Below are 18,553 nucleotides of genomic sequence, written 5' to 3'. Positions count from 1 at the left end.
GACTGCGGCGCCCGGCGCGCAACGGCGTTAGAATGTGCGCCCTGACTTATCCACAGATGGCCGCCTCCTTGCTGACCGAGTCCCGCCGCCGCGCTTACCTGAACGCCATGCAAGTGGTGCACTGGCTGCCGCGTGCCGAACTGCCGTTCGCCGCGCCGTCGCGCCCGGAGCTGCTGTTGCCGCTCGAGCCGCTGGTCGAGGAACTGCCGCCGGAAGTGCCGGCCCGGGCAGCCGCCGCTGTCGCCCAGTCCGTTGTGAAGCCCGTGGTGAAGCCGGCAGAGCGGCCGAAGATCGAGATTCCCCGCCCGAGCGTCACCGCCAAGCCAGCGCCCAAGCCGGTCGAGGCGGCGGAAGAAGCGCCCGCGCCGGTCAAGGCCGTGGTCCAGCCGCCGCCGCGTTTCGCCCTGCAGTTGCTGCGTGCCGGTAACTGCCTGCTGCTGGTCGAACTGGCGACTGGCGAGGCCTTCCAGAGTCGCGATCCGTCCTACCTGCTGCTCAAAGACATGCTGCGTGCCGCCGGCCTTCCCGACAGCCCGCAGATCGTCGGCGAGCCGGTGCGCTGGCCGTTGCTGGTGCGCGGCAGTCTCGACCAGGGCCCGGATGCTGCGCGGGACTTCGTCCAGGGCTTCATTCAGGCCCGGCTCGAAGAAGTGCCGTGCGCCTGTCTGTGGCTGATCGGCCTGCCGGCCATCCGCTTTGCCGGCGAAGGCGACGAAACGTCCTATACCCGTGAATGGGCGGTGCAAGGCCTGGGCACTGCCTGGGGGCTGCCGTCCCTTGAATTGTTGATGGACGAGCCGCCGCGCAAGGCGGACGTCTGGAAAGCCATGCGCCGGCTGATGGCGCGCTGGAAACCGCACAATGAGTGACACCCTCAGCTTCCGTCGGATGACCGAGGCGGATCTGGATAGCGTACTGAAGATCGAATACGCCGCCTTCAGTCATCCCTGGACCCGCGGGATCTTCCTCGACGCGCTGAAAAGCTACGAAGTCTGGTTGATGTTCGAAGGCGAGCAACAGGTCGGCCATGGCGTGATCAATGTGATCATCGACGAGGCGCACCTGCTCAACATCACCGTCAAGCCGGAGAGCCAGGGCCGCGGTCTGGGCCTGGCGCTGCTGGAACAATTGATGAAGCGCGCCTATGAGTCGAACGGTCGTGAGTGCTTCCTTGAAGTCCGCGCCAGCAACCAGTCGGCCTACCGCTTGTACGAGCGCTATGGTTTCAACGAAGTGGGTCGGCGCCGCGATTACTACCCGGCGCCGGGTGGCCGCGAAGATGCGCTGGTGATGGCCTGCACCCTCATCGAATAAAGGGCGCGTGACCCGCCCGGGTCGCGGCCTGTCATAACAGGGCATCCTTTCCGTGAGGCTTGAACATGCACGACCTGCAAGAACTGATCGATAACAACGCGCGTTGGGCGGACAGCATCACCCGGAAGGACCCTGATTTCTTCGCCAAGCTGGCGAACCAGCAGACGCCTGAATTCCTCTGGATCGGCTGCTCGGATGCGCGGGTTCCGGCCAACGAGATCGTCGGCATGCTGCCGGGCGACCTGTTCGTCCACCGCAACGTCGCCAACGTGGTGCTGCACACCGACCTGAACTGCCTGTCGGTGATCCAGTACGCGGTGGATGTGCTCAAGGTGCGGCACATTCTGGTGACCGGCCACTACGGTTGCGGCGGTGTGCGGGCGTCGATGCAGGACCGCCAGTTCGGCCTGATCGACGGCTGGCTGCGTTCGATCCGCGACCTGTATTACGAGCACCGCGTCGAGCTGTCGAAGCTGCCCACCGAGGAAGAACAGGTGGACCGCCTGTGCGAGCTGAACGTGATCCAGCAAGTGGCCAACGTCGGCCATACCACCATCGTCCAGAACGCCTGGCATCGCGGCCAGGAGTTGTCGGTACATGGCTGCATCTATGGCATCAAGGATGGTCGCTGGAAGAGTCTGGACGTGACCATCAGCGGACTTGACCAGTTGCCGCCGCAGTATCGGTTGCGACCGCAGGAATAAAGTGTTTCGGGGCTGCTTTGCAGCCCCGATGGCTTTCATATTTCTTCGACCGGCTTCTGCAGCTCGCGCAGCTTGCGCGTCACCGCGCCGGTATTGCACTTCGCGCTCGCCTGCTCTGGCGTCATCTCGCGAATGGTCCGATAGAACAATTCACAGGTCTGCTTCTTCGCGGTCACTTGCCACTTTTGCGTGCAGGCGTTCAGTGTCGCTTGCGGGTCGGCTTTCGGGTTGCGGCCCACGCCGGCCTGCCAGCAGGCAGCGCTGAGGTCCTGGCCCATCATCTTCAGGCCCGCCGCATCGGCCTTGTCCTGATCACCACCGTTGTTGGCCGGGTCCGCCGCATACCAGATCGCACTCGGGTGGTTCGAGCCCAGCACCGGCACTTGCTGTCCGGGCGTCGGGCTGATGGTCGCCAGGCCCAGCACTTTCAGGCTCGGGCCGTATTGCTGCTGGATCCAGGTGCGCACCGGCGAGCCGAAGGCCACCATCGGCAGCGAGGCACCGCTCTGGCTGCGGGTGACTTCCTTGACCATGCGCACCTGATAGTCCTGGAAGTAGCCGTAGACGCCTTCAAGGTCCTTGCCGGCGCTGGCGGGCGCGGCGATCGGGGCGATGTCGACGATGGTCTGGTAGGCCGGGGTGTCGGCGGCGAGAATGCCGTTGAAGGTCAGCAGGCTGGCCCAGCGATCGGTGGTGTTGGAGCGCAGGTAATCCTGGGCCTGGGTCAGCGAGTAATCCGGCGGGAAGTGCAGCAGCTCGATGCTGCGGCGGTTTTCCAGGGCCATGCCCAGCGGCAGGAACAGGTACCAGTTGTAGGCCCATTTGCCGTCGGTGTTGAGTTTTTTCGCGCCGTTGTAGGCCAGTTCGCCAGTGTCGAGCAGGGCGGTCAGCGGTTTGCCGTAGTTCGCCGGGACGCCGCTGATATCGGCATGCAGTTTGTCGTTGTCACGCCGCACCGTCACCGTCGCGGCCGGGTAGCCGTCGCGCTGCACGCTTTGGGTCAGGTAGTGCTCGACGGTCTTTTCCAGCGACCAGTCGCGAAAACATATCACGTTGCAGTTGTTGGGGTAGGCGAACAGCCGGGTCACGCGCTCCTGGCTGCCCAGTTCCACCCGGGTGTCGGCCGCTGCCTGGCTGGCTGCGGCGAGGGCGATCAGGCCCAGAGCGATCGGTGCAATCTTGTGCATGCTTAACTCCTTGTCAGATGCCTCCCTCCGATTGGGAGGATTGCCATACTGGGGGAGTTGCCGGGGCCATGGGAAGAGGGCGGATGAACGGATGGAAAAAGGCGATCGCGGCCCTGTTGATCAGTACCGCGGCACAGGCGGATGAGCGCGATCTTTGGTCGTTCGCTCAATGGACGGCGGACCATCAGACCCGGCCGTTCCGCGAAATGCTGGTGGATGCGCAACTGTACGGCGTGGTGCCGCTGTATCAGTTGCTGCGCTCGGCCAGCGACTGGCGCCAGTGCCGCGCCGAGCCTTTTGCGGTGCCGCCCGTGGCGCAATGGCCGGAGGTACGCAGCACCTTGCGGCTGCTGGACCTGCTCAGTGATGAACGGATTCTCGGACCCTATGAAGTGGTGTCGGCCTACCGTGACCCGGCACTTAATCGCTGCGCCGGCGGCGCGGTCGGCAGTGCCCACACCCGCGCCTTCGCCGTCGATCTGCTGCTGGCCAAGGGCAGCGACCCGCAACCGTTGTGCCGCTTCTGGCAGCGCTACGGCAAGGTCTGGAACATGGGGTTGGGGCGTTATCCGTCAGGGCGGATTCATATCGACACCGCCGGGTATCGCACCTGGGGTGGCGACTTCAGTGCGGATTCGTCGTTCTGTGTGCGGCTGGCGAATGACGAAACCCGTTGATCACCAGATACAGCAATGGGCCGATGGACACGAACACCGCGGTCAGCAGGCAGTACGGCAGCACGCTGAGCAGCGAGCGGCCTTTGGCCCGAGCGTCCTGGACCATCCACGCGCAGGCGAGGCCGGCCATGATGTAAAGGTCGATCACCACCTGCGCGGTGTCGGGGCTGGACATCAGTTGCAGACCGAACTGCAGCAGGGATTGTTCGGCGATGCTCATGCTGTAGAGGGTGTAGCCGGTGAAGGCGAGGAGGGTGACCAGGGCCAGCCAGGGCTTGTTCATCGTGCAGTCCTTGCGTCGGAAAATTCTGAGGGCCGAGTGTAACCTCACGCCGGATTGCTGTGGGTCTTCTCAACCACCCAGTCCGCAAAGCGCCGGCATTTCTCCGACTCCTCCCAAGGCTGCGGACAGAGCAGCACATACGCCGAGCCGTCGCGAACGAAACCGTGCGGCGCCTGCAATTGGCCGCTGGCGAGTTCATCGTCGACCATCATTCGCGACGCCATGGCCACGCCGAGACCGGCCACCGCGGCCTGGATGCATAAGTAGAAATGTTCGTAGTCGGCGCGGCCTTCGCTGTCGTCCGGCTGTCCACTCAGGCGCAGCCAGGTCGCCCAGGCGCCGGGGCGGGTGGCGCTGTGCAGCAGGCGCTGGCCGGCGAATCCGTAAGCGGGCAACGACCGCGCCGGACTGATCACCGGACCGACCCATTCGTCGCAGATCTTTCGCACCTGTAGCCCGTCTTCCCACTGAAAGTCGTCGCGGCGCAACGCCAGGTCGACGCCGCTGCGGGCGAAATCCACCGGGCCGCCGGCCGCCATCAGGTGCAATTGAATCTCCGGGTGCGCGGCTTGAAAGTCTGGCAGACGCGGGATCAGCCATTTCATCGCCAGGGTCGGCTCGCAAGACAACACCAGCACGTTCTCCCTGGCCTGTTGTTGCAGGCGGTAGACCGTGCCTTCGAGTTGTTCGAACACCGACTGGGTGGTCGCCAGCAAGGCGCGGCCCGCAGCGTTGAGGAAGATCGCGCGATTGCGTCGCTCGAACAGTTCCACCCCAAGCGAGGCCTCGAGCAGGCGCACTTGACGGCTGACCGCGCCGTGGGTGACGTGCAATTGTTCGGCGGCGCGGACGAAGCTGCCCGTGCGCGCGGCGACATCGAAGTAGCGAAAGGCGGTGAGGGCAGGCAGTTTCATATCTGTGAGGAAAACTAGCGGATTTGCCGCACTATAAATCGCTTTTTAAGCCGTGGTCAGGGTTTCGATAATGGCGGACCGCGTAGTCGATCTGCGCTATTTGCTTGCGTATCCAGAAAGGGAATCTTTGTGAACGAACTCATCGCCGTTGCCCTGTTCACCGTGTTGGCGGTCATCAGCCCCGGGCCGGATTTCGCCATGGTCACTCGGGCCAGCTATGCCTTCGGCCGGCGCAGCGGCCTGCTCGCCGCGCTCGGCATCGCCTGTGGCGTGCAGGTGCATGTGCTGTACACCGTGCTCGGGGTGTCCGTGCTGGTGCAGCATTCGCCGACGCTATTCCTGCTGATGAAAGTGCTCGGCGCCGGCTACCTGATCTACCTCGGCTACAGCTCGCTGACCAACACCCGCCGCCTGTCACTGGACGGCGAAGCGCCCGCAGCCAGAGGCACCTTCGTTGCGGGTTTCCTCACCAACGCGCTCAATCCCAAGACGCTGCTGTTCGTGGTCAGCGCCTATACCCAGGTGGTCGGGCCGGGCAGTTCGCTGGCGCAGCAATTCGGCTACGGCCTGTTCATGTCCGTGGCCCACTGGGTGTGGTTCAGCCTGGTGGCGTTGGGCTTTTCCAGTGCGCCGCTGCGCCGGGTAATGATCGAGCGCCAATTGCTTGTGGACCGGGTGATCGGCATGGCGCTGCTCGGACTCGGCGTGACGGTGCTGTTCGCCAGTGTGCGTTGAGCGGATTGCAACTTTCTGTGTCAGCGCCGTAAGATAGAATCATTCCCATTTAGTCCTGTGTCCCATGAAAGCCACTCCGCCAGCAGACAGTCTCGATGCGTTGTACAAGGGCTATCACGGCTGGCTGCTGAGCTGGCTGCGGCGGCGCCTGGATTGTCCGCACAATGCTGCGGACATGGCCCAGGACACCTTCATCCGTCTGCTGGGCGCTGGCGCCTATGTCACGCCGCGTGAGCCGCGGGCGTTTCTCGCCACCGTGGCGCGGCGCCTGTTGGTGGACCGCAGTCGCCGGCACAAGCTCGAACAGGCTTACCGCGATGAACTGGCGCGGCATGCCGAATTCATGGAGCAGGCACCGTCTGCGGAACAGGTGATGGCTGCGGTGCAGGCCCTGGAACACATTGCCCGGGCGCTGGAAAACATGTCGCCGCGCATGCGCCAGGTGTTCGTCCTGCGCCACCTGGATGGCTTGAGCCATGCGCAGATCGCCGAGCAATTGAACGTCTCGACCAAGACCGTGCAGAACGATCTGGTTCAGGCACTGCTGCAGTGCCACGCCGCCGGTGGTGTGCTGTGAAGCACTCGGCGGCGGTGCTGCGCCAGGCTGCCGAATGGTTGGTGCGCATGGACGACGAGCCGGATGCCGCGGCGCGGGAGGCCTTCCGCGCCTGGTTGACGGCCGATCCCGCTCATCTGCACGCGGTTCAGGCGTTGCAGGGCAGCCTGGCGCCACTGCATGACCTGCCAAGCGCACCGGTGCGCGCGGCGCTGGGCACCGTGGTCGCGCGTTCGCGGACGCGGCGCAGCCTCAAGGCACTAGCCGTCGCGGCGGTGCTGGCGATCCCCGCCGGGCTGGCGCTGCAGCAATTTCCGCCGGCCTATCTGTTGGCCGATATCCGCACGGGCGTCGGCCAATGGAGCAGTCAGCAACTGCCCGACGGCAGCCGTATCCAGCTCGATGGGCGTTCGGCGGTGGACCTGCAATTCGATGGGCAAACCCGCACCCTGCGCCTGGTCAGCGGCGAAATCCTTGTCGATGTGGCCAAGGACGCCAGCCGGCCATTCCTGGTGGTCACCGAACACGGCAGCGTGCGTGCCCTGGGCACGCGCTTCGTGGTCGAGCGTCTGGGTGAGTCCACGCGGTTGGCGATGATCGAATCCAGCACCGAAGTGAAGAGCGCCGGCGATATCGTCACCGTGCCGGCCGGCCAGCAAGTGCAGTTCGACGGCCATGGCATCCAGCCGGCGCAGCCGGTGGACGGTGTTGGACTGGAGCAGGCGTGGAGCGCTCATCAACTGGTGATTCGCGAGCAGCCGCTGAACCAGGTGCTGGAGCGTCTGGCCCGTCATCATGGCGGTTACCTGAGCTATGACGCGAAGGCCCTGTCCGGCCTGAAAGTGTCCGCGGTGCTGCCCGCCGACGACAGCGAGCGTGCATTGCGTCTGCTGGCGCGCAGCCTGCCGATCGAGGTCGAGCACTACACCCCGTGGCTGACCCGGGTTCGTCTCGAACAGAAATAATTCTCAAACCTTTTTCCACTAATCGTTTGCCGTGCGTCCTTGTACTAGCCAACACCTAACGAGGACTACGCAAGATGTCTGCATCGCTACGCCCCCGCAACGCCAGCAGTGCCCTGGCGCTGGCCATTCACTTCGCCATCGTCGGCGCCCCTTTGTTCGCGACCCTGCCGGCCCAGGCCCAGCAACAGGTGCAACGCTACGACATCCCGGCCGGCGCGCTGGGTGATGTGCTGAGCCGTTATGCACGCGAATCCGGCGTGGCGATTTCCTTCAATGCCGAGCAGGTGGCACGCAAGCGCAGCACCGGTCTGCAAGGCAGCTATGGCGTGCGGGAAGGGTTCGCCACACTGCTGCGCGGTCAGGGCCTGCAAGCCCAGTCCAGCCCGGACGGCTATGTGTTGATCGACGTTCCACAGGTCAACGGCGCGCTGGAACTGGGCGCGACCAGTGTCACTGGCGTGGGGCTGGGGAGCACCACCGAAGGCACGGGTTCCTACACCACCGGTGCGACAAACACCGCCACCAAATTGAACATGAGCCTGCGCGAAACCCCGCAGTCGGTGAGCGTGCTGACCCGCCAGCGCATCGACGACCAGAACCTGCGCAGCATCGGCCAGGTGCTGGAGCAGGCGCCGGGGCTCAACGTGCAGAGCCCGGGCAGCGACCGGCTCTACGTGTTCTCCCGTGGCCTGGCGATCGACAACTATCAGTTCGACGGCATGCCCACCACGTCCTTCGCCTTCAGCCAGGCGCTGCCTCATGCGCTGGCGGACATGGCGATCTACGATCGGGTCGAAGTGGTGCGCGGCGCCACCGGCCTGCTCTCTGGCGCGGGCGATCCATCCGGCACCGTCAACCTGGTGCGCAAGCGCCCCTCCGACACCTTCAAGGGCTACGCCAGCGCTGGCCTCGGCTCCTGGGACCTGTACCGCACGGAAGTGGACGTCTCCGGTCCGCTGACCGACAGCGGCAACGTGCGTGGCCGGGCGGTGGCGGCGTATCAACAGGGCAACAGTTTCACCGACCACCTGCAGCAGGAAAAAACCATCCTCTACGGGATTACCGAATTCGACCTGAGCGACAGCACCCTGCTCACCGTCGGCGTGGACTATCTGGACAGCGATCCGCGCGGGTTCTCCACAACCGGCCTGCCGCTGCTCGACAAGTACGGCAACAAGCTGCACACCTCGCGCTCCGACAACCCGGCCAGTCGCGACAGCAGCAACCATCAGGAAATCATCAACAGCTTCGCCTCCATCGAGCAGAAGCTGGCCAATGACTGGACCCTGAAACTGTCCACCAGCTACCTCTACGGCACCCGCGACTACGACTCGGTGATCGCCGGCACGTCCACCGGCTTCGTCGATCCGGCCACCGGCAGCGGCCTGAAATACACCGCCACCAAAGGCGAGAACTGGCAGAAGCAGCAAGGCCTCGACCTGATGCTTTCCGGCCCGTTCCAGGCCTTCGGTCGCGAACACGAACTGGTGATGGGCTTCAACTACCAGAACTACGAAAACCGCCGCAACGGCTTCGGCCATCCCACCGCGTCCGGCGGCAGCAACAACCTTGTCAGCGGCCTGCCGGTGAATATCCGCACCTGGGACAACTACGGCCCGCGCCCGACCTACAGCATCAACCGCGAAGACGACAACCTGCAGCAGCGGCAGAACGGCGCCTACCTGGCGACCCGCCTCAAGCCCACCGACGACCTGTCGCTGGTGCTCGGTGCCCGGGTGAGCAACTACAAATACGGCGCCAGCTACCACTACAACGTCCCGGCCATGGTTTACCTGAACACCGACGATTCGGTGCGGGTCAGTGGCGAGGTCACACCCTATGCCGGCGTGGTCTACGACCTCGACGACAACCACTCGCTGTACGCCAGCTACACCAGCATCTTCAAGCCGCAGACCTACAAGGACCGGAGCGGCAAACTGCTCGACCCGCGAGAAGGCGACAACTACGAAATCGGTCTCAAGGGCGAGTACTTCGACGGTCGCCTGAACACCGCCTTCGCGTTGTTCGAGGTGAAGCTGGAAAACGACAACGTGGCTGACGGCATCATCATCGGCACCGACTACGACACCGCCTACGCCGCGAAGAAAACCACCACCCGTGGTTTCGAAATGGAAGTCAGCGGCGAGATCCTGCCGGGCTGGAACGTCGACGCCAGCTACAGCCACTCGCGGGTCAAGGACAGCGAAGGCGAGCGGATCAAGACCATCATCCCGATGGACATCTTCAAGCTCTGGACCACCTACCGCCTGCCCGGCGCGCTGGAGCGCCTGACCGTCGGCGGCGGTGTGAACTGGCAGAGCAGCATCCATTTCACCTCCGAAAGCTGGATGCTGCCGTCGCCGTCGACCTACAAGCAGGACGACTACGCCACGGTCGGCCTGATGGCCCGCTACCAACTCACCTCCCAATGGTCGGCGACCGCAACGGTCAACAACCTGTTCGACAAGAAGTATGTGAGTTCGCTGGATGAGAACTTCTACAGCGGGAGTTATGGGGCGCCGCGGAATGTGATGGTGACGACGAAGTGGGAGTTTTAACGATTGAGATCGTCCCCTCACTGAGGTGAGGGGGCGGGTTAGGTTAACGCATTAGTAGATATTCAACGACGCAGTTCGGTTTCTATCACTGACTGTTTCCTTTTATGGGCACTAATATGAATATGACTAACGCCTATACTTTGGCAGGCTTTCCAGGCACTTATCCCCTCATGTACTGATGGGTTGTCGGGTTTAGTGAATTTTCGATCAGGGCTTGAGCGGAAGTAGAGAGACTGCGGCAAGAAATAGTATAAGTTCTATGTGGTGAAGGAGTCTTTCCCTGGCTAATAGACGTAAAAGGTGCGGTGGAAAATTTTCTATGTCTTTGAGTGACAGATATTCGACTGACAGTAGTCTTGGGCTGGACAAGGCTCCGTATAAACTACCTACTGCAAATAGTTTTCTCGGGAATCCTCCTAAGGCGTTAGCTTTCATGGGGGAATAGAGGTTAGGGCTGTGCTTTACTGCGTTGAGTATTTCATTGAAGTGCTTTTTTGTTATATATGCAGTGTGTGCGAAGGCGATTATAAAGGATAGGATGACTGTCAGGCTCATAAGCATAATTGCTATGGGGTACCACGTTCTCAGGTCGGCCAACAGGTTGTCCTCGTTCTTTTAATTTGTTGTGTCTGCAATCAATATGAGTGTCAGTACGCTAAAACTCCATGCTATAGCTATTCGGGTAGCCATGTCTTGGGTGTAGATAAGCACCTTCAGGTAGAGAGGGAGGTCGTAGATATCTTGAGCGGATACATAGCCGAGTCTTATCATTTTTGGTGCGTACTTTATGGCTCCGAATATAAAATCTATGAGGGTTCTTCGTGCAATAGGTCCTTGTTTTTCAAGCATGGATGCGGTTTTTGATATGTAAGGGCTTCGGCTGAATGCCTGTATCATCTCGGGGAGGTGGATATTATAAATATAGGTTCTGAAACCATAATTGAGGATAATCAGCGCGACCCATCCCGAACAGAGGAAAACCCTCCATTCAATCGGCCAGGAGTCGATATCAATCACGGAGAAAGTGGTCATGAATGGTTTCCCCCGTGAGTTCGCCAAGTTTTCCACCATAATGAGCCCCTGTAAAAGAGGCTCCGCCAACTACAGCTATCGTGCAAACTGCGTACCCCGTGACTGAAAGCTTTTGGCTGCGACCCAAGCATATTTTCAAGCTGGAGGCCGCCCAGCCAGCAGCTAATCCGCCGAGAGTGGAAAACGAGAATTTGCTGCCCTCTTTCATCACGATCCTGGTGCATTCTTCATCCGATTCAGTCGTGCAAGTTTCCTTGATTATAAGTGCCGAAGATATTCCGCCCACCCCGATGGCGATAAAGCCACCGTTCTTCATGTAGTCTGCGGCCTTGCTCATGGATTTCACATAATTAGAGTAACCGGGGATTTTTCTTGGTCCTCCGGCCTTTTTCCAATTGTGCACCAGACTTTTTGTCGAGATATGCAGTGCTTTTTGCAGTTTCGGGTGATTGCCCAGCGAAGTGAAACTCCGTACGCGGGTTGAGTTGAAGAGTAAGGCATCTAACTTCGTCAGCAACTGTTTCCGCTTTTCAAAAAAATCGGGTACTCGTAGGTGTCCATAAGTTTGGTAGGTATTCTTATGAAGCTTTTCCAATTCGAGCAGAACATGGGTGATGTTCCGCACGTGTTTTTCCAGTACGGTGGCGGTGACCCCTGCCCAAGTTGAGGTCTCCCCCAGAATTGCAGCAATCTCGCCCCGATACTTGACCATGAAATCTGCGTCCTCCGGATCCAGATCCTTCAACGCCACGGCAACTTCTTCCGCCACTTGCATCAAATGCGCCTCTTCCCGCATGCACATGAAATTCCGCGGATCACCGAGCACCACCAACTGTCCAGCCTTGACGATGTCGTTCCCAAGGCTGCCGTTCAGGCCATTGAACTTGCGCATCAGCTCCGGGGACGGCGAATCGCCGAACAGTTCGGCTTCCAGCGCGGAGCGGCTGATGGATTTCTGCACGATGTAGAAGCCGGGCTCGGCGGGATCGTTATCGTCTGCGGTCGAGACAGCCGACGCGCCGGACACGGAAGAAGCCGAGCCTGCGGCGGTAGCCGGTGGGGCGAACGGCTGTGAGGAGGAGGGGCCAGCGGTTGTTTGCAAAGGGTTTGCCACTGCCGACCTTGCCGCCGCTGGCTCCTTCAGCGCGATCAGCCGGTTGCTGCCCGCCGGGCAATCGCACTGAATCAGCGCGCCGTGCAGCGCGGCGCGCTTGCCGTTCCAGAGGATGGTCGGCGCGGTTTCAACGAGGGTGCCCACCTTGCCGCATTTGGGGCATTCGGTGGTTCTGTCGCCGAGGCGCAGTACGCCTCGGCCACCCTGGGTGGAGTAGGGCAGGCTGCCGAGGCAGATGGCGCCCGTTGTGGTCTTGTCGCCATGAAGGCCGTGCCCCAGGCCGTTTACCATTACGCGGGCCATGGCTCAGTCCTCCGTCACATACACGCCATCGGAGGAGAGCAGGCCCTTTCTCGAGATGAGAAAGACCTGGTCCTGTAGGGTGTCGATGATTTCGTCGCCGTTGGCGAGGCGGCTGCCGACCACGGCGATGTGGCTTCCTTCCTCGAGGCTGTGGGGCAGGATTGCTGCGCTGCTGCCGTCCGAGTATTCGGCGACATCCCCAGCCTGGGCAACGCCGACCTCCAGGCCGTTGTGCAATGTGATCCGCATTTCGCTGGTTGTCTTGCGAATGACCCCGCCCTTGCGGGTGCGGCTACCTTCGCAGGCCAGGCGGTGGATGGATTGCGCCGGATGGGGCTGGCAATACTCGTTCTGCTGCAGCACCTGATCGCGCACGGATTCGGCGAAGGTTACGAGGGTTTCAGGAGCGTTGGGCGATTCGTCGAGTGACTGCAGAAACTCTGCAGACACTTCGTTGGTAAAGCGAGGAGTGGTGCTGTCCACGGTGCTGCTCCTTGCAGAGGGTCCGCTTGTTTTTCTGAATGAAAAAACAGCGGTGCCTGTCGGTTGGGAGCCTGCAACCCTGGAGGTTTGGTTAGCGGAAAGACATCAGACGTTTCCTAAAAGGTGATAGGGATTTTTTGATGGTTAATGTGGGGCATGGATGAAAAATAGACATCCGCCTGTGGGCATCTTCCGCATCTTTAGTCAGAATACGCGACAAAGAAACATTCTCATTTGCAAGGTGCCCCCATGCAGGCCGCTGCTTCCCCACGCGCTCCGATCCGTATCCTCTCCATCGAGGACGACCCGGTGTTGTCCGCCCATATCGACAGCCACCTGGGCCAGCGCGGGTTTGCCGTGACGGTGCGGCATGACGCCAGCGACGTGGTCGAGCTGGTGCGCGACGGCGCCTATGACCTGGTGCTACTGGATATCCTGCTGCCCGACAGCAATGGCCTGGAGATGCTCGCCGAATTGCGCCGCCGCCAGCGCGTGCCGGTGATCCTGATGTCGGCGCTGGGGGCCGAGCAGGACCGTATCGTCGGCTTCAGCCAGGGCGCCGACGACTACCTGCCCAAGCCGTTCAGCATGGGCGAGATGGATGTGCGCATCGACGCCATCCTGCGGCGCGTGGCCTACGAGCGTGCGGACCACAGCGGCCATGAGGCGTTGGGCCAGGCGCTTGACCTGACCTTCGATCCGCTGCGCAGCGATGTCTGCAACAACGGTGTCTGGGCGGATCTCACCAGCACCGAATACCGCATCCTCGAAACCTTGCTGCACTCGCCCAACGAGGTGCTGAGCAAGACCTTCCTTTACCAGCAGGCGCTGCACCGGGCGTATTCGATCCACGATCGCAGCCTCGACATGCATGTCAGCCATATCCGCCGCAAATTGCAGTCCATCGGCTACAGCGCTGGCCGGGTGGAGACGGTGCGTGGCGCCGGTTATGTGCTCAAGCGCGTGACGCCATGACGCTGCCCGACCGCCATTCGCTGTTCTGGAAACTGGTTGGCGGCATTGCCCTGCTGAGCCTGCTGATCATCAGCCTGCACGTGGATGTCAGTCAGCGCATCGAGATGACGACCGCCAAGTTGCCCGAGCCGACCCGGCAGATTCTCGCGGACTACGCCCGCGAGGCGGAGAGCGCCTGGACCGAAAACGGCACGCCCGGGGTCGATGGGTTTCTGGCTTCGTTGAGGGCGCGAGAAGGCGTCTGGGCGGCGGTGGTCGGGCAGCATGACCTGTCGCTGTCATCGCGCCCGTTGCGCGGGCGCGAGCGCAAGAAACTCAACTTCATGCGGCCGCTGGACTGGTCGGTGGGCCGGCCCGGTGGCACGCCGACCTTCTACATCCCGTTCAGCGACAGCGAAGCCCGGCTGGTGATGGACCTGCCGCCGCGGCTGGACCCGCGCAAGTACAACCACCTGTGGCGGTTGCTGCTGGAACGGCTGCTGCCGGCATGCCTGGCGCTGGGGCTCGGCGTGCTGCTGTACCGCACGGTGATCGCGCCGATGGTGATTCTGCGGCGCCAGGCCAATACCCTGAGCGCCGGTAATCTCTCGGCCCGGGTCGGCGCGCAACTGACCCGCCGGCGTGATGAATTGGGCGAGCTGGCGCGGGCTTTCGACCACATGGCCGGGCGCCTGGAAAGCACCGTCGATTTTCAGCGTCAGTTGCTCCGCGACCTGTCCCACGAGCTGCGCACGCCCTTGAGCCGCCTGCGCGTCACCGGTGAGCGCGAACAGGACACCGTCGCCCTGCGCCAGCGCCTGGAGCGTGAAGTGCAGAGCATGGAACGGCTGATCAACGACACCCTGGAGCTGGTCTGGCTCGACACCGAACGCCCGCTGCTGCCGCTGGAACCGGTGGACATCGGGCGCTTGTGGGAGGTGCTGTGCGAGGACGTCTGCTACGAAAGCGGCTGGCCCGCCGAGCAATTGCACAACGAGCTGCCCGCCAGTTGCACCGTGCTCGGCAACCTCAACAGCCTGGCCCAGGCGCTGGAAAACATCCTGCGCAACGCCGTGCGTCATTCGCCGCCGGGCGGGATCGTGCGCCTTGGCGGCAACCGCGATGGCGACGACTGGCACCTGTGGATCGAAGACCAGGGCCCGGGCGTGGCGCCGGCCAAGCTGGAAAGCATTTTCCAGCCCTTCACCCGGCTCAACGCCGCGCGCCCGGGGGGCGATGGTTTTGGCTTGGGGCTGTCGATTGCGCGCAGTGTGGTGCAGTTGCAGGGCGGCGAAGTCTGGGCGCAAAACCGCACGCCAGGGCTGCGCGTCAACCTCAGGCTGAGAAGTGTATGAAATGTAAAAAAGATTTACTCTCATTTACGAATCTATAGCATTCGCGCTCGTCCCGGGCAGACCTGGGGTGAGTCGGATGTCATCGTTTTTCCATTCCTCTCGCTCCTTTTCTGCAGGCCCTCATTGCGAAAGGAGCGTCGTCGATGCAACCCCGATTCAAGCTCAATCACCTCTGCCTGGCCCTGTTGGCCGCATCCCCTTCGACCCTGCTGGCCGCCACCGACGCGCAAACCAGCGAGGCGCTGGAACTGGGCGACACCCATGTGGTGGCCACCGCCGCGGAAGAGCTGAAGCAGGCGCCCGGCGTCTCTCTGATTACCGCTGAAGACATCAAGAAACGCCCGCCGGTCAACGACCTGTCCGAGATCGTCCGCAAGATGCCCGGCGTCAACCTCACCGGCAACAGCGCCAGCGGTACCCGTGGCAACAACCGGCAGATCGACCTGCGCGGCATGGGCCCGGAAAACACCCTGATCCTGATCGACGGCAAGCCGGTCACCTCGCGCAACTCGGTGCGCTACACCCGCTCCGGCGAGCGCGACACCCGCGGCGACAGCAACTGGGTGCCGGCCAACGAAGTCGAGAGCATTGAAGTCCTGCGCGGCCCGGCCGCGGCGCGCTACGGTTCCGGCTCCATGGGCGGCGTGGTCAACATCATCACCAAGCGCCCGACCCAGGCCCTGACTGGCAGCATCTCGGCCTTCACCAACCTGCCCGAAGACGATGCCGAAGGCGTGACCAAGCGCACCACCTTCAGCCTCGCCGGCCCGCTGACCGACTCGCTGACTTTCCGCGTCTACGGCAACCTGAACAAGACCGATGCCGACGATGCCGACATCAACCAGGCCCACACCGACACCGCTTCCGGCGCGTCCCTCGCCGCTGGCCGCGAAGGCGTGCGCAACAAGGACGTCAACGCGCTGCTGAGCTGGGCGCTGGACAACCAGCAGACCCTCGATTTCGAAACCGGCTACAGCCGCCAGGGCAACATCTACACCGGCGACGTGGGCACCGGCGGTACTGATTCGCTGACCCCGGGCAGCACCGTCAACCAGTGGCTCGGTCGCGAAACCAACACGATGTACCGGCAGAACTTCTCCGTCACCCACCGTGGCGACTGGGAGTTCGGTACGTCGCGTGTGCTCGCGCAGTACGAGAAGACCCGCAACGACCGCCTGCTGGAAGGCCAGACCGGTTCGGTCGACGGCGATATCAGCGGCAACGACAAGTCCCTGAGCACCTACGACAGTTACCTGGTCCAGGGCCAACTGGACATCCCGCTGCAGGTGCTGGTGGCGCAGACCCTGACCCTCGGCGCCGAGTGGAATTACCAGGAACTGGATGACCCGAGCACCATGAACCGCGCCATCGGCACCACCCTGCCGAACTCCGCCGCGGGCGCGCGGGCCACCGACATGGATTCCACCATCATGGCGGTGTATGCCGAGGACAACATCGAGCTGACGCCCAACTGGTACCTGACGCCGGGCCTGCGCCTGGACCACCACGACCAGTTCGGCGCCAACTGGAGCCCGAGCCTGAACACCTCGTACAAGCTCACCGACGACATCACCCTCAAGGGCGGCGTCGCCCGGGCCTTCAAGGCGCCGAACCTATACCAGTCCAACCCCAACTACCTGTACCGCAGCAACGGCAACGGCTGTGCGCCGAGCCTCAGTTCCAACGGCTGCTACGTGCTGGGCAATGACAACCTCGACCCGGAAATCAGCATCAACAAGGAGCTGGGCATCAGCTTTGCCCGCGACGGCTGGAGCGCCGGCCTGACCTACTTCCGCAACGACTACGAGAACAAGATCGTCTCGTCCAACGACCTCGCCGGTCGCACCTCGGCCAACGAAGCGATCCTGCGCTGGGACAACGCCAAGGACGCCGTGGTCAAGGGCTGGGAAGGCAACGTCGGCGTGCCGCTGCTGGGCGAGGCTGGCGAGATCCTGAGCTGGAACACCAACTTCACCTACATGGATTCCAACGAAGACAGCGACGGCAACCCGCTGTCGGTGGTGCCGGAATACACCGTCAACACCATGCTCGACTGGCAGGTGACCCAGGCCCTGGCGCTGAGCCTGACCGGCACCTACTACGGCAAGCAGGAGCCGCGCCGCTTCAACCCGACCCGTGACGTCGACGTCACCGCGCAGAACGAGCTGAAGACCCTCGATCCGTACCATGTCTGGGGTGTTGGCGGCACGTATGAAGTGAACAAGAACCTGTCGTTCGGTGCCGGCATCAACAACCTGTTCGACAAGCGCGTGTACCGCGAAGGCGCGGGCACCAGCTCGGGTGCGAGCACGTACAACGAACCGGGTCGTGCGTTCTATGCGTCGGTGACGACCAGCTTCTGATCAGAGACCTTCAAGGCCAGCGGGAAACATGAGCCCCCCATGAAAACAACAACCTTCTCCTGGCCCATGCTCTCCCGCATCGTCGCCGCGATTCTGGGCGGTTACGCCTTCACCTATGCCTTCACCGCCGCACTGGCCCGGCTATTGCCGCTGGACAAGGTCGACGCCCTGATCAGCGCCAGCCTGCTGTCCTTCGCCGTCTACACCGGCGTCATCCTCTGGGCCTTCGCCTGCCGCAGCGCTGCCCGCGCCTGGGCCGGGCTGGCGCTGGCAGTGCCGTTGGCGGTGATCGGCTTCTGGCCGCAACTGATGGAGGCCCTGGGATGAAACCGAAGACCATCACCCAATCGCTCTCGTGGATGCACACCTGGAGCGGGCTGATCTTTGGCTGGGTCCTGTTCGCGATTTTTCTGACTGGCACCCTCGCGGTGTTCGACAAGGAAATCGACGGCTGGATGCGCCCGGAAATCCCGACCCACAACCTTAGCCAGGACGAGGCCGTGCAGCGCGGGCTGGATTACCTGCAAAGCAACCATCCCGGCGCCAGCGCCTGGAACATTGGCCTGCCCGGCGAGCGCTCGCCGAACCTCACCGTTTCCGCCGGCGAGCAGCGCCGTGGCGGCGGCACCGCGCTCGACCCGCACACCGGCGAGCTACTGGACGTGCGCGAAAGCGCGGGCGGCAGCTTTTTCTTCCGCTTCCATTTCACCCTCAACCTGCCGCGCAACATCGGCATCTGGGTGGTGGGGCTGGCGGCCATGGCGATGCTCGCGGCGCTGATCAGCGGCATCGTTATCCACAAGAAATTCTTCAAGGAGTTCTTCACCTTCCGCCCGGCCAAGGGCCAGCGCTCCTGGCTCGACGCGCACAACGCCACGGCGGTGCTGGTGCTGCCCTTCCACCTGATGATCACCTACACCGGGCTGGTGATTTTCTACCTGATCTATATGCCGGCGGCGTCCGACGCGCTGTTCGATGGCGATCGCGATGCGCTCAACCGCGCCCTGCGCGGCATGCCGGTGGCGCAGCATGCGGCTGCGCCAAACGCGGGTCAGC

At 62.6% G+C, this 18,553-nt stretch carries 19 protein-coding genes; 13 read left to right on the top strand and 6 right to left on the bottom strand.

From position 1 onward, the window contains the following. Positions 1-68 precede the first annotated feature (68 nt). The 3 genes from NTD82_RS17930 to can all read left to right on the top strand — a co-directional run bounded on the left by NTD82_RS17930 (position 69) and on the right by can (position 2,018). Positions 69-869: an energy transducer TonB gene (locus tag NTD82_RS17930; RefSeq protein ID WP_095158727.1), complete on the top strand. Its 801-nt coding sequence runs from the start codon at positions 69-71 to the stop codon at positions 867-869. Next, entirely contained in the window at positions 862-1,314 is a 453-nt protein-coding gene (rimI, locus tag NTD82_RS17925) for a ribosomal protein S18-alanine N-acetyltransferase (RefSeq protein ID WP_095158704.1), read from the top strand. Before NTD82_RS17930 ends, rimI begins: the two co-directional genes overlap by 8 nt. 65 nt (positions 1,315-1,379) lie before the next feature. Beyond that, a complete protein-coding gene (can, locus tag NTD82_RS17920; protein WP_095158703.1) occupies positions 1,380-2,018 on the top strand; it encodes a carbonate dehydratase in 639 nt (212 codons plus the stop codon). A 35-nt stretch (positions 2,019-2,053) separates the two neighbouring features. On the opposite strand, the gene NTD82_RS17915 is transcribed toward can, so the two are convergent. After that, positions 2,054-3,205 carry a hypothetical protein gene (locus tag NTD82_RS17915; protein ID WP_262129657.1) on the bottom strand — a complete coding sequence of 384 codons (1,152 nt, stop codon included), beginning with the start codon at positions 3,203-3,205 and terminating at the stop codon, positions 2,054-2,056. Positions 3,206-3,288: 83 nt separating this feature from the next. Between NTD82_RS17915 and NTD82_RS17910 the strand changes: the two genes are divergently transcribed. Then, positions 3,289-3,882, top strand: coding sequence for a YcbK family protein (locus NTD82_RS17910; protein ID WP_262129656.1), 594 nt, complete (start codon positions 3,289-3,291; stop codon positions 3,880-3,882). Here the strand turns inward: NTD82_RS17910 and NTD82_RS17905 are convergent. Beyond that, entirely contained in the window at positions 3,830-4,165 is a 336-nt protein-coding gene (locus NTD82_RS17905; RefSeq protein ID WP_262129655.1) for a DUF2834 domain-containing protein, read from the bottom strand. The two genes, NTD82_RS17910 and NTD82_RS17905, sit on opposite strands and share 53 nt — an antisense overlap. Positions 4,166-4,209: 44 nt before the next feature. Next, positions 4,210-5,079: a LysR substrate-binding domain-containing protein gene (locus tag NTD82_RS17900; RefSeq protein WP_262129654.1), complete on the bottom strand. Its 870-nt coding sequence runs from the start codon at positions 5,077-5,079 to the stop codon at positions 4,210-4,212. A 129-nt stretch (positions 5,080-5,208) separates the two neighbouring features. On the opposite strand from NTD82_RS17900, the gene NTD82_RS17895 reads away from it, so the two are divergent. The 4 genes from NTD82_RS17895 to NTD82_RS17880 all read left to right on the top strand — a co-directional run bounded on the left by NTD82_RS17895 (position 5,209) and on the right by NTD82_RS17880 (position 9,893). Then, positions 5,209-5,814: a LysE family translocator gene (locus tag NTD82_RS17895; RefSeq protein WP_095158698.1), complete on the top strand. Its 606-nt coding sequence runs from the start codon at positions 5,209-5,211 to the stop codon at positions 5,812-5,814. 64 nt (positions 5,815-5,878) lie between these two features. After that, a complete protein-coding gene (locus NTD82_RS17890; RefSeq protein WP_095158697.1) occupies positions 5,879-6,391 on the top strand; it encodes a sigma-70 family RNA polymerase sigma factor in 513 nt (170 codons plus the stop codon). Continuing rightward, positions 6,388-7,335, top strand: coding sequence for a FecR family protein (locus NTD82_RS17885; RefSeq protein WP_262129653.1), 948 nt, complete (start codon positions 6,388-6,390; stop codon positions 7,333-7,335). The genes NTD82_RS17890 and NTD82_RS17885 overlap by 4 nt, the downstream gene beginning before the upstream one ends. Positions 7,336-7,409: 74 nt before the next feature. Continuing rightward, positions 7,410-9,893: a TonB-dependent siderophore receptor gene (locus NTD82_RS17880; RefSeq protein ID WP_262129652.1), complete on the top strand. Its 2,484-nt coding sequence runs from the start codon at positions 7,410-7,412 to the stop codon at positions 9,891-9,893. A gap of 615 nt (positions 9,894-10,508) precedes the next feature. On the opposite strand, the gene NTD82_RS17875 is transcribed toward NTD82_RS17880, so the two are convergent. Genes NTD82_RS17875 through NTD82_RS17865 form a run of 3 tightly spaced genes read right to left on the bottom strand, consistent with a single transcriptional unit; the run spans position 10,509 to position 12,825 of the window. Beyond that, positions 10,509-10,925: a hypothetical protein gene (locus NTD82_RS17875; RefSeq protein ID WP_262129651.1), complete on the bottom strand. Its 417-nt coding sequence runs from the start codon at positions 10,923-10,925 to the stop codon at positions 10,509-10,511. After that, complete coding sequence (locus NTD82_RS17870) at positions 10,903-12,342, bottom strand: PAAR domain-containing protein (protein ID WP_262129650.1); 1,440 nt, start codon at positions 12,340-12,342, stop codon at positions 10,903-10,905. Before NTD82_RS17870 ends, NTD82_RS17875 begins: the two co-directional genes overlap by 23 nt. 3 nt (positions 12,343-12,345) lie before the next feature. After that, positions 12,346-12,825 (bottom strand): hypothetical protein, encoded by a 480-nt coding sequence (locus NTD82_RS17865; protein WP_262129649.1) that lies wholly within the window; start codon positions 12,823-12,825, stop codon positions 12,346-12,348. Between the two features lie 249 nt (positions 12,826-13,074). On the opposite strand from NTD82_RS17865, the gene NTD82_RS17860 reads away from it, so the two are divergent. From NTD82_RS17860 to NTD82_RS17840, 5 genes are all read left to right on the top strand, one after another. Further along, on the top strand, positions 13,075-13,800 hold the full coding sequence (locus NTD82_RS17860; RefSeq protein ID WP_262129648.1) for a response regulator transcription factor: 726 nt from the start codon (positions 13,075-13,077) through the stop codon (positions 13,798-13,800). Beyond that, entirely contained in the window at positions 13,797-15,134 is a 1,338-nt protein-coding gene (locus NTD82_RS17855) for a sensor histidine kinase (RefSeq protein WP_262129647.1), read from the top strand. The genes NTD82_RS17860 and NTD82_RS17855 overlap by 4 nt, the downstream gene beginning before the upstream one ends. 143 nt (positions 15,135-15,277) lie before the next feature. Continuing rightward, positions 15,278-17,497 (top strand): TonB-dependent siderophore receptor, encoded by a 2,220-nt coding sequence (locus tag NTD82_RS17850; RefSeq protein WP_262129646.1) that lies wholly within the window; start codon positions 15,278-15,280, stop codon positions 17,495-17,497. Positions 17,498-17,536: 39 nt separating this feature from the next. Next, the gene (locus NTD82_RS17845) at positions 17,537-17,824 is read left to right on the top strand and encodes a DUF3649 domain-containing protein (RefSeq protein WP_175653259.1); all 288 of its coding nucleotides are present in this window, start codon (positions 17,537-17,539) and stop codon (positions 17,822-17,824) included. Further along, positions 17,821-18,553: PepSY-associated TM helix domain-containing protein (locus NTD82_RS17840; RefSeq protein WP_262129645.1), on the top strand; the 733-nt coding region annotated here is incomplete at its 3' end. The genes NTD82_RS17845 and NTD82_RS17840, both read left to right, overlap by 4 nt.

The organism is Pseudomonas sp. 5P_5.1_Bac1 (assembly GCF_025466015.1).
In the GTDB taxonomy this organism is placed as follows: domain Bacteria; phylum Pseudomonadota; class Gammaproteobacteria; order Pseudomonadales; family Pseudomonadaceae; genus Aquipseudomonas.
The sequence above is the reverse complement of the archived record's forward strand: the minus strand, read 5'-3'. Positions and strand labels throughout refer to the sequence as shown.

Coding starts and splice junctions, on each gene's coding strand:
- NTD82_RS17850 (WP_262129646.1), top strand. CDS start 15,278: ATGCAACCCCGATTCAAGCTCAATCACCTCTGCCTGGCCCTGTTGGCC.
- can (WP_095158703.1), top strand. CDS start 1,380: ATGCACGACCTGCAAGAACTGATCGATAACAACGCGCGTTGGGCGGAC.
- NTD82_RS17855 (WP_262129647.1), top strand. CDS start 13,797: ATGACGCTGCCCGACCGCCATTCGCTGTTCTGGAAACTGGTTGGCGGC.
- NTD82_RS17860 (WP_262129648.1), top strand. CDS start 13,075: ATGCAGGCCGCTGCTTCCCCACGCGCTCCGATCCGTATCCTCTCCATC.
- NTD82_RS17845 (WP_175653259.1), top strand. CDS start 17,537: ATGAAAACAACAACCTTCTCCTGGCCCATGCTCTCCCGCATCGTCGCC.
- NTD82_RS17890 (WP_095158697.1), top strand. CDS start 5,879: ATGAAAGCCACTCCGCCAGCAGACAGTCTCGATGCGTTGTACAAGGGC.
- NTD82_RS17915 (WP_262129657.1), bottom strand. CDS start 3,205: ATGCACAAGATTGCACCGATCGCTCTGGGCCTGATCGCCCTCGCCGCA.
- NTD82_RS17905 (WP_262129655.1), bottom strand. CDS start 4,165: ATGAACAAGCCCTGGCTGGCCCTGGTCACCCTCCTCGCCTTCACCGGC.
- NTD82_RS17910 (WP_262129656.1), top strand. CDS start 3,289: ATGAACGGATGGAAAAAGGCGATCGCGGCCCTGTTGATCAGTACCGCG.
- NTD82_RS17875 (WP_262129651.1), bottom strand. CDS start 10,925: ATGACCACTTTCTCCGTGATTGATATCGACTCCTGGCCGATTGAATGG.
- NTD82_RS17870 (WP_262129650.1), bottom strand. CDS start 12,342: ATGGCCCGCGTAATGGTAAACGGCCTGGGGCACGGCCTTCATGGCGAC.
- NTD82_RS17880 (WP_262129652.1), top strand. CDS start 7,410: ATGTCTGCATCGCTACGCCCCCGCAACGCCAGCAGTGCCCTGGCGCTG.
- rimI (WP_095158704.1), top strand. CDS start 862: ATGAGTGACACCCTCAGCTTCCGTCGGATGACCGAGGCGGATCTGGAT.
- NTD82_RS17900 (WP_262129654.1), bottom strand. CDS start 5,079: ATGAAACTGCCTGCCCTCACCGCCTTTCGCTACTTCGATGTCGCCGCG.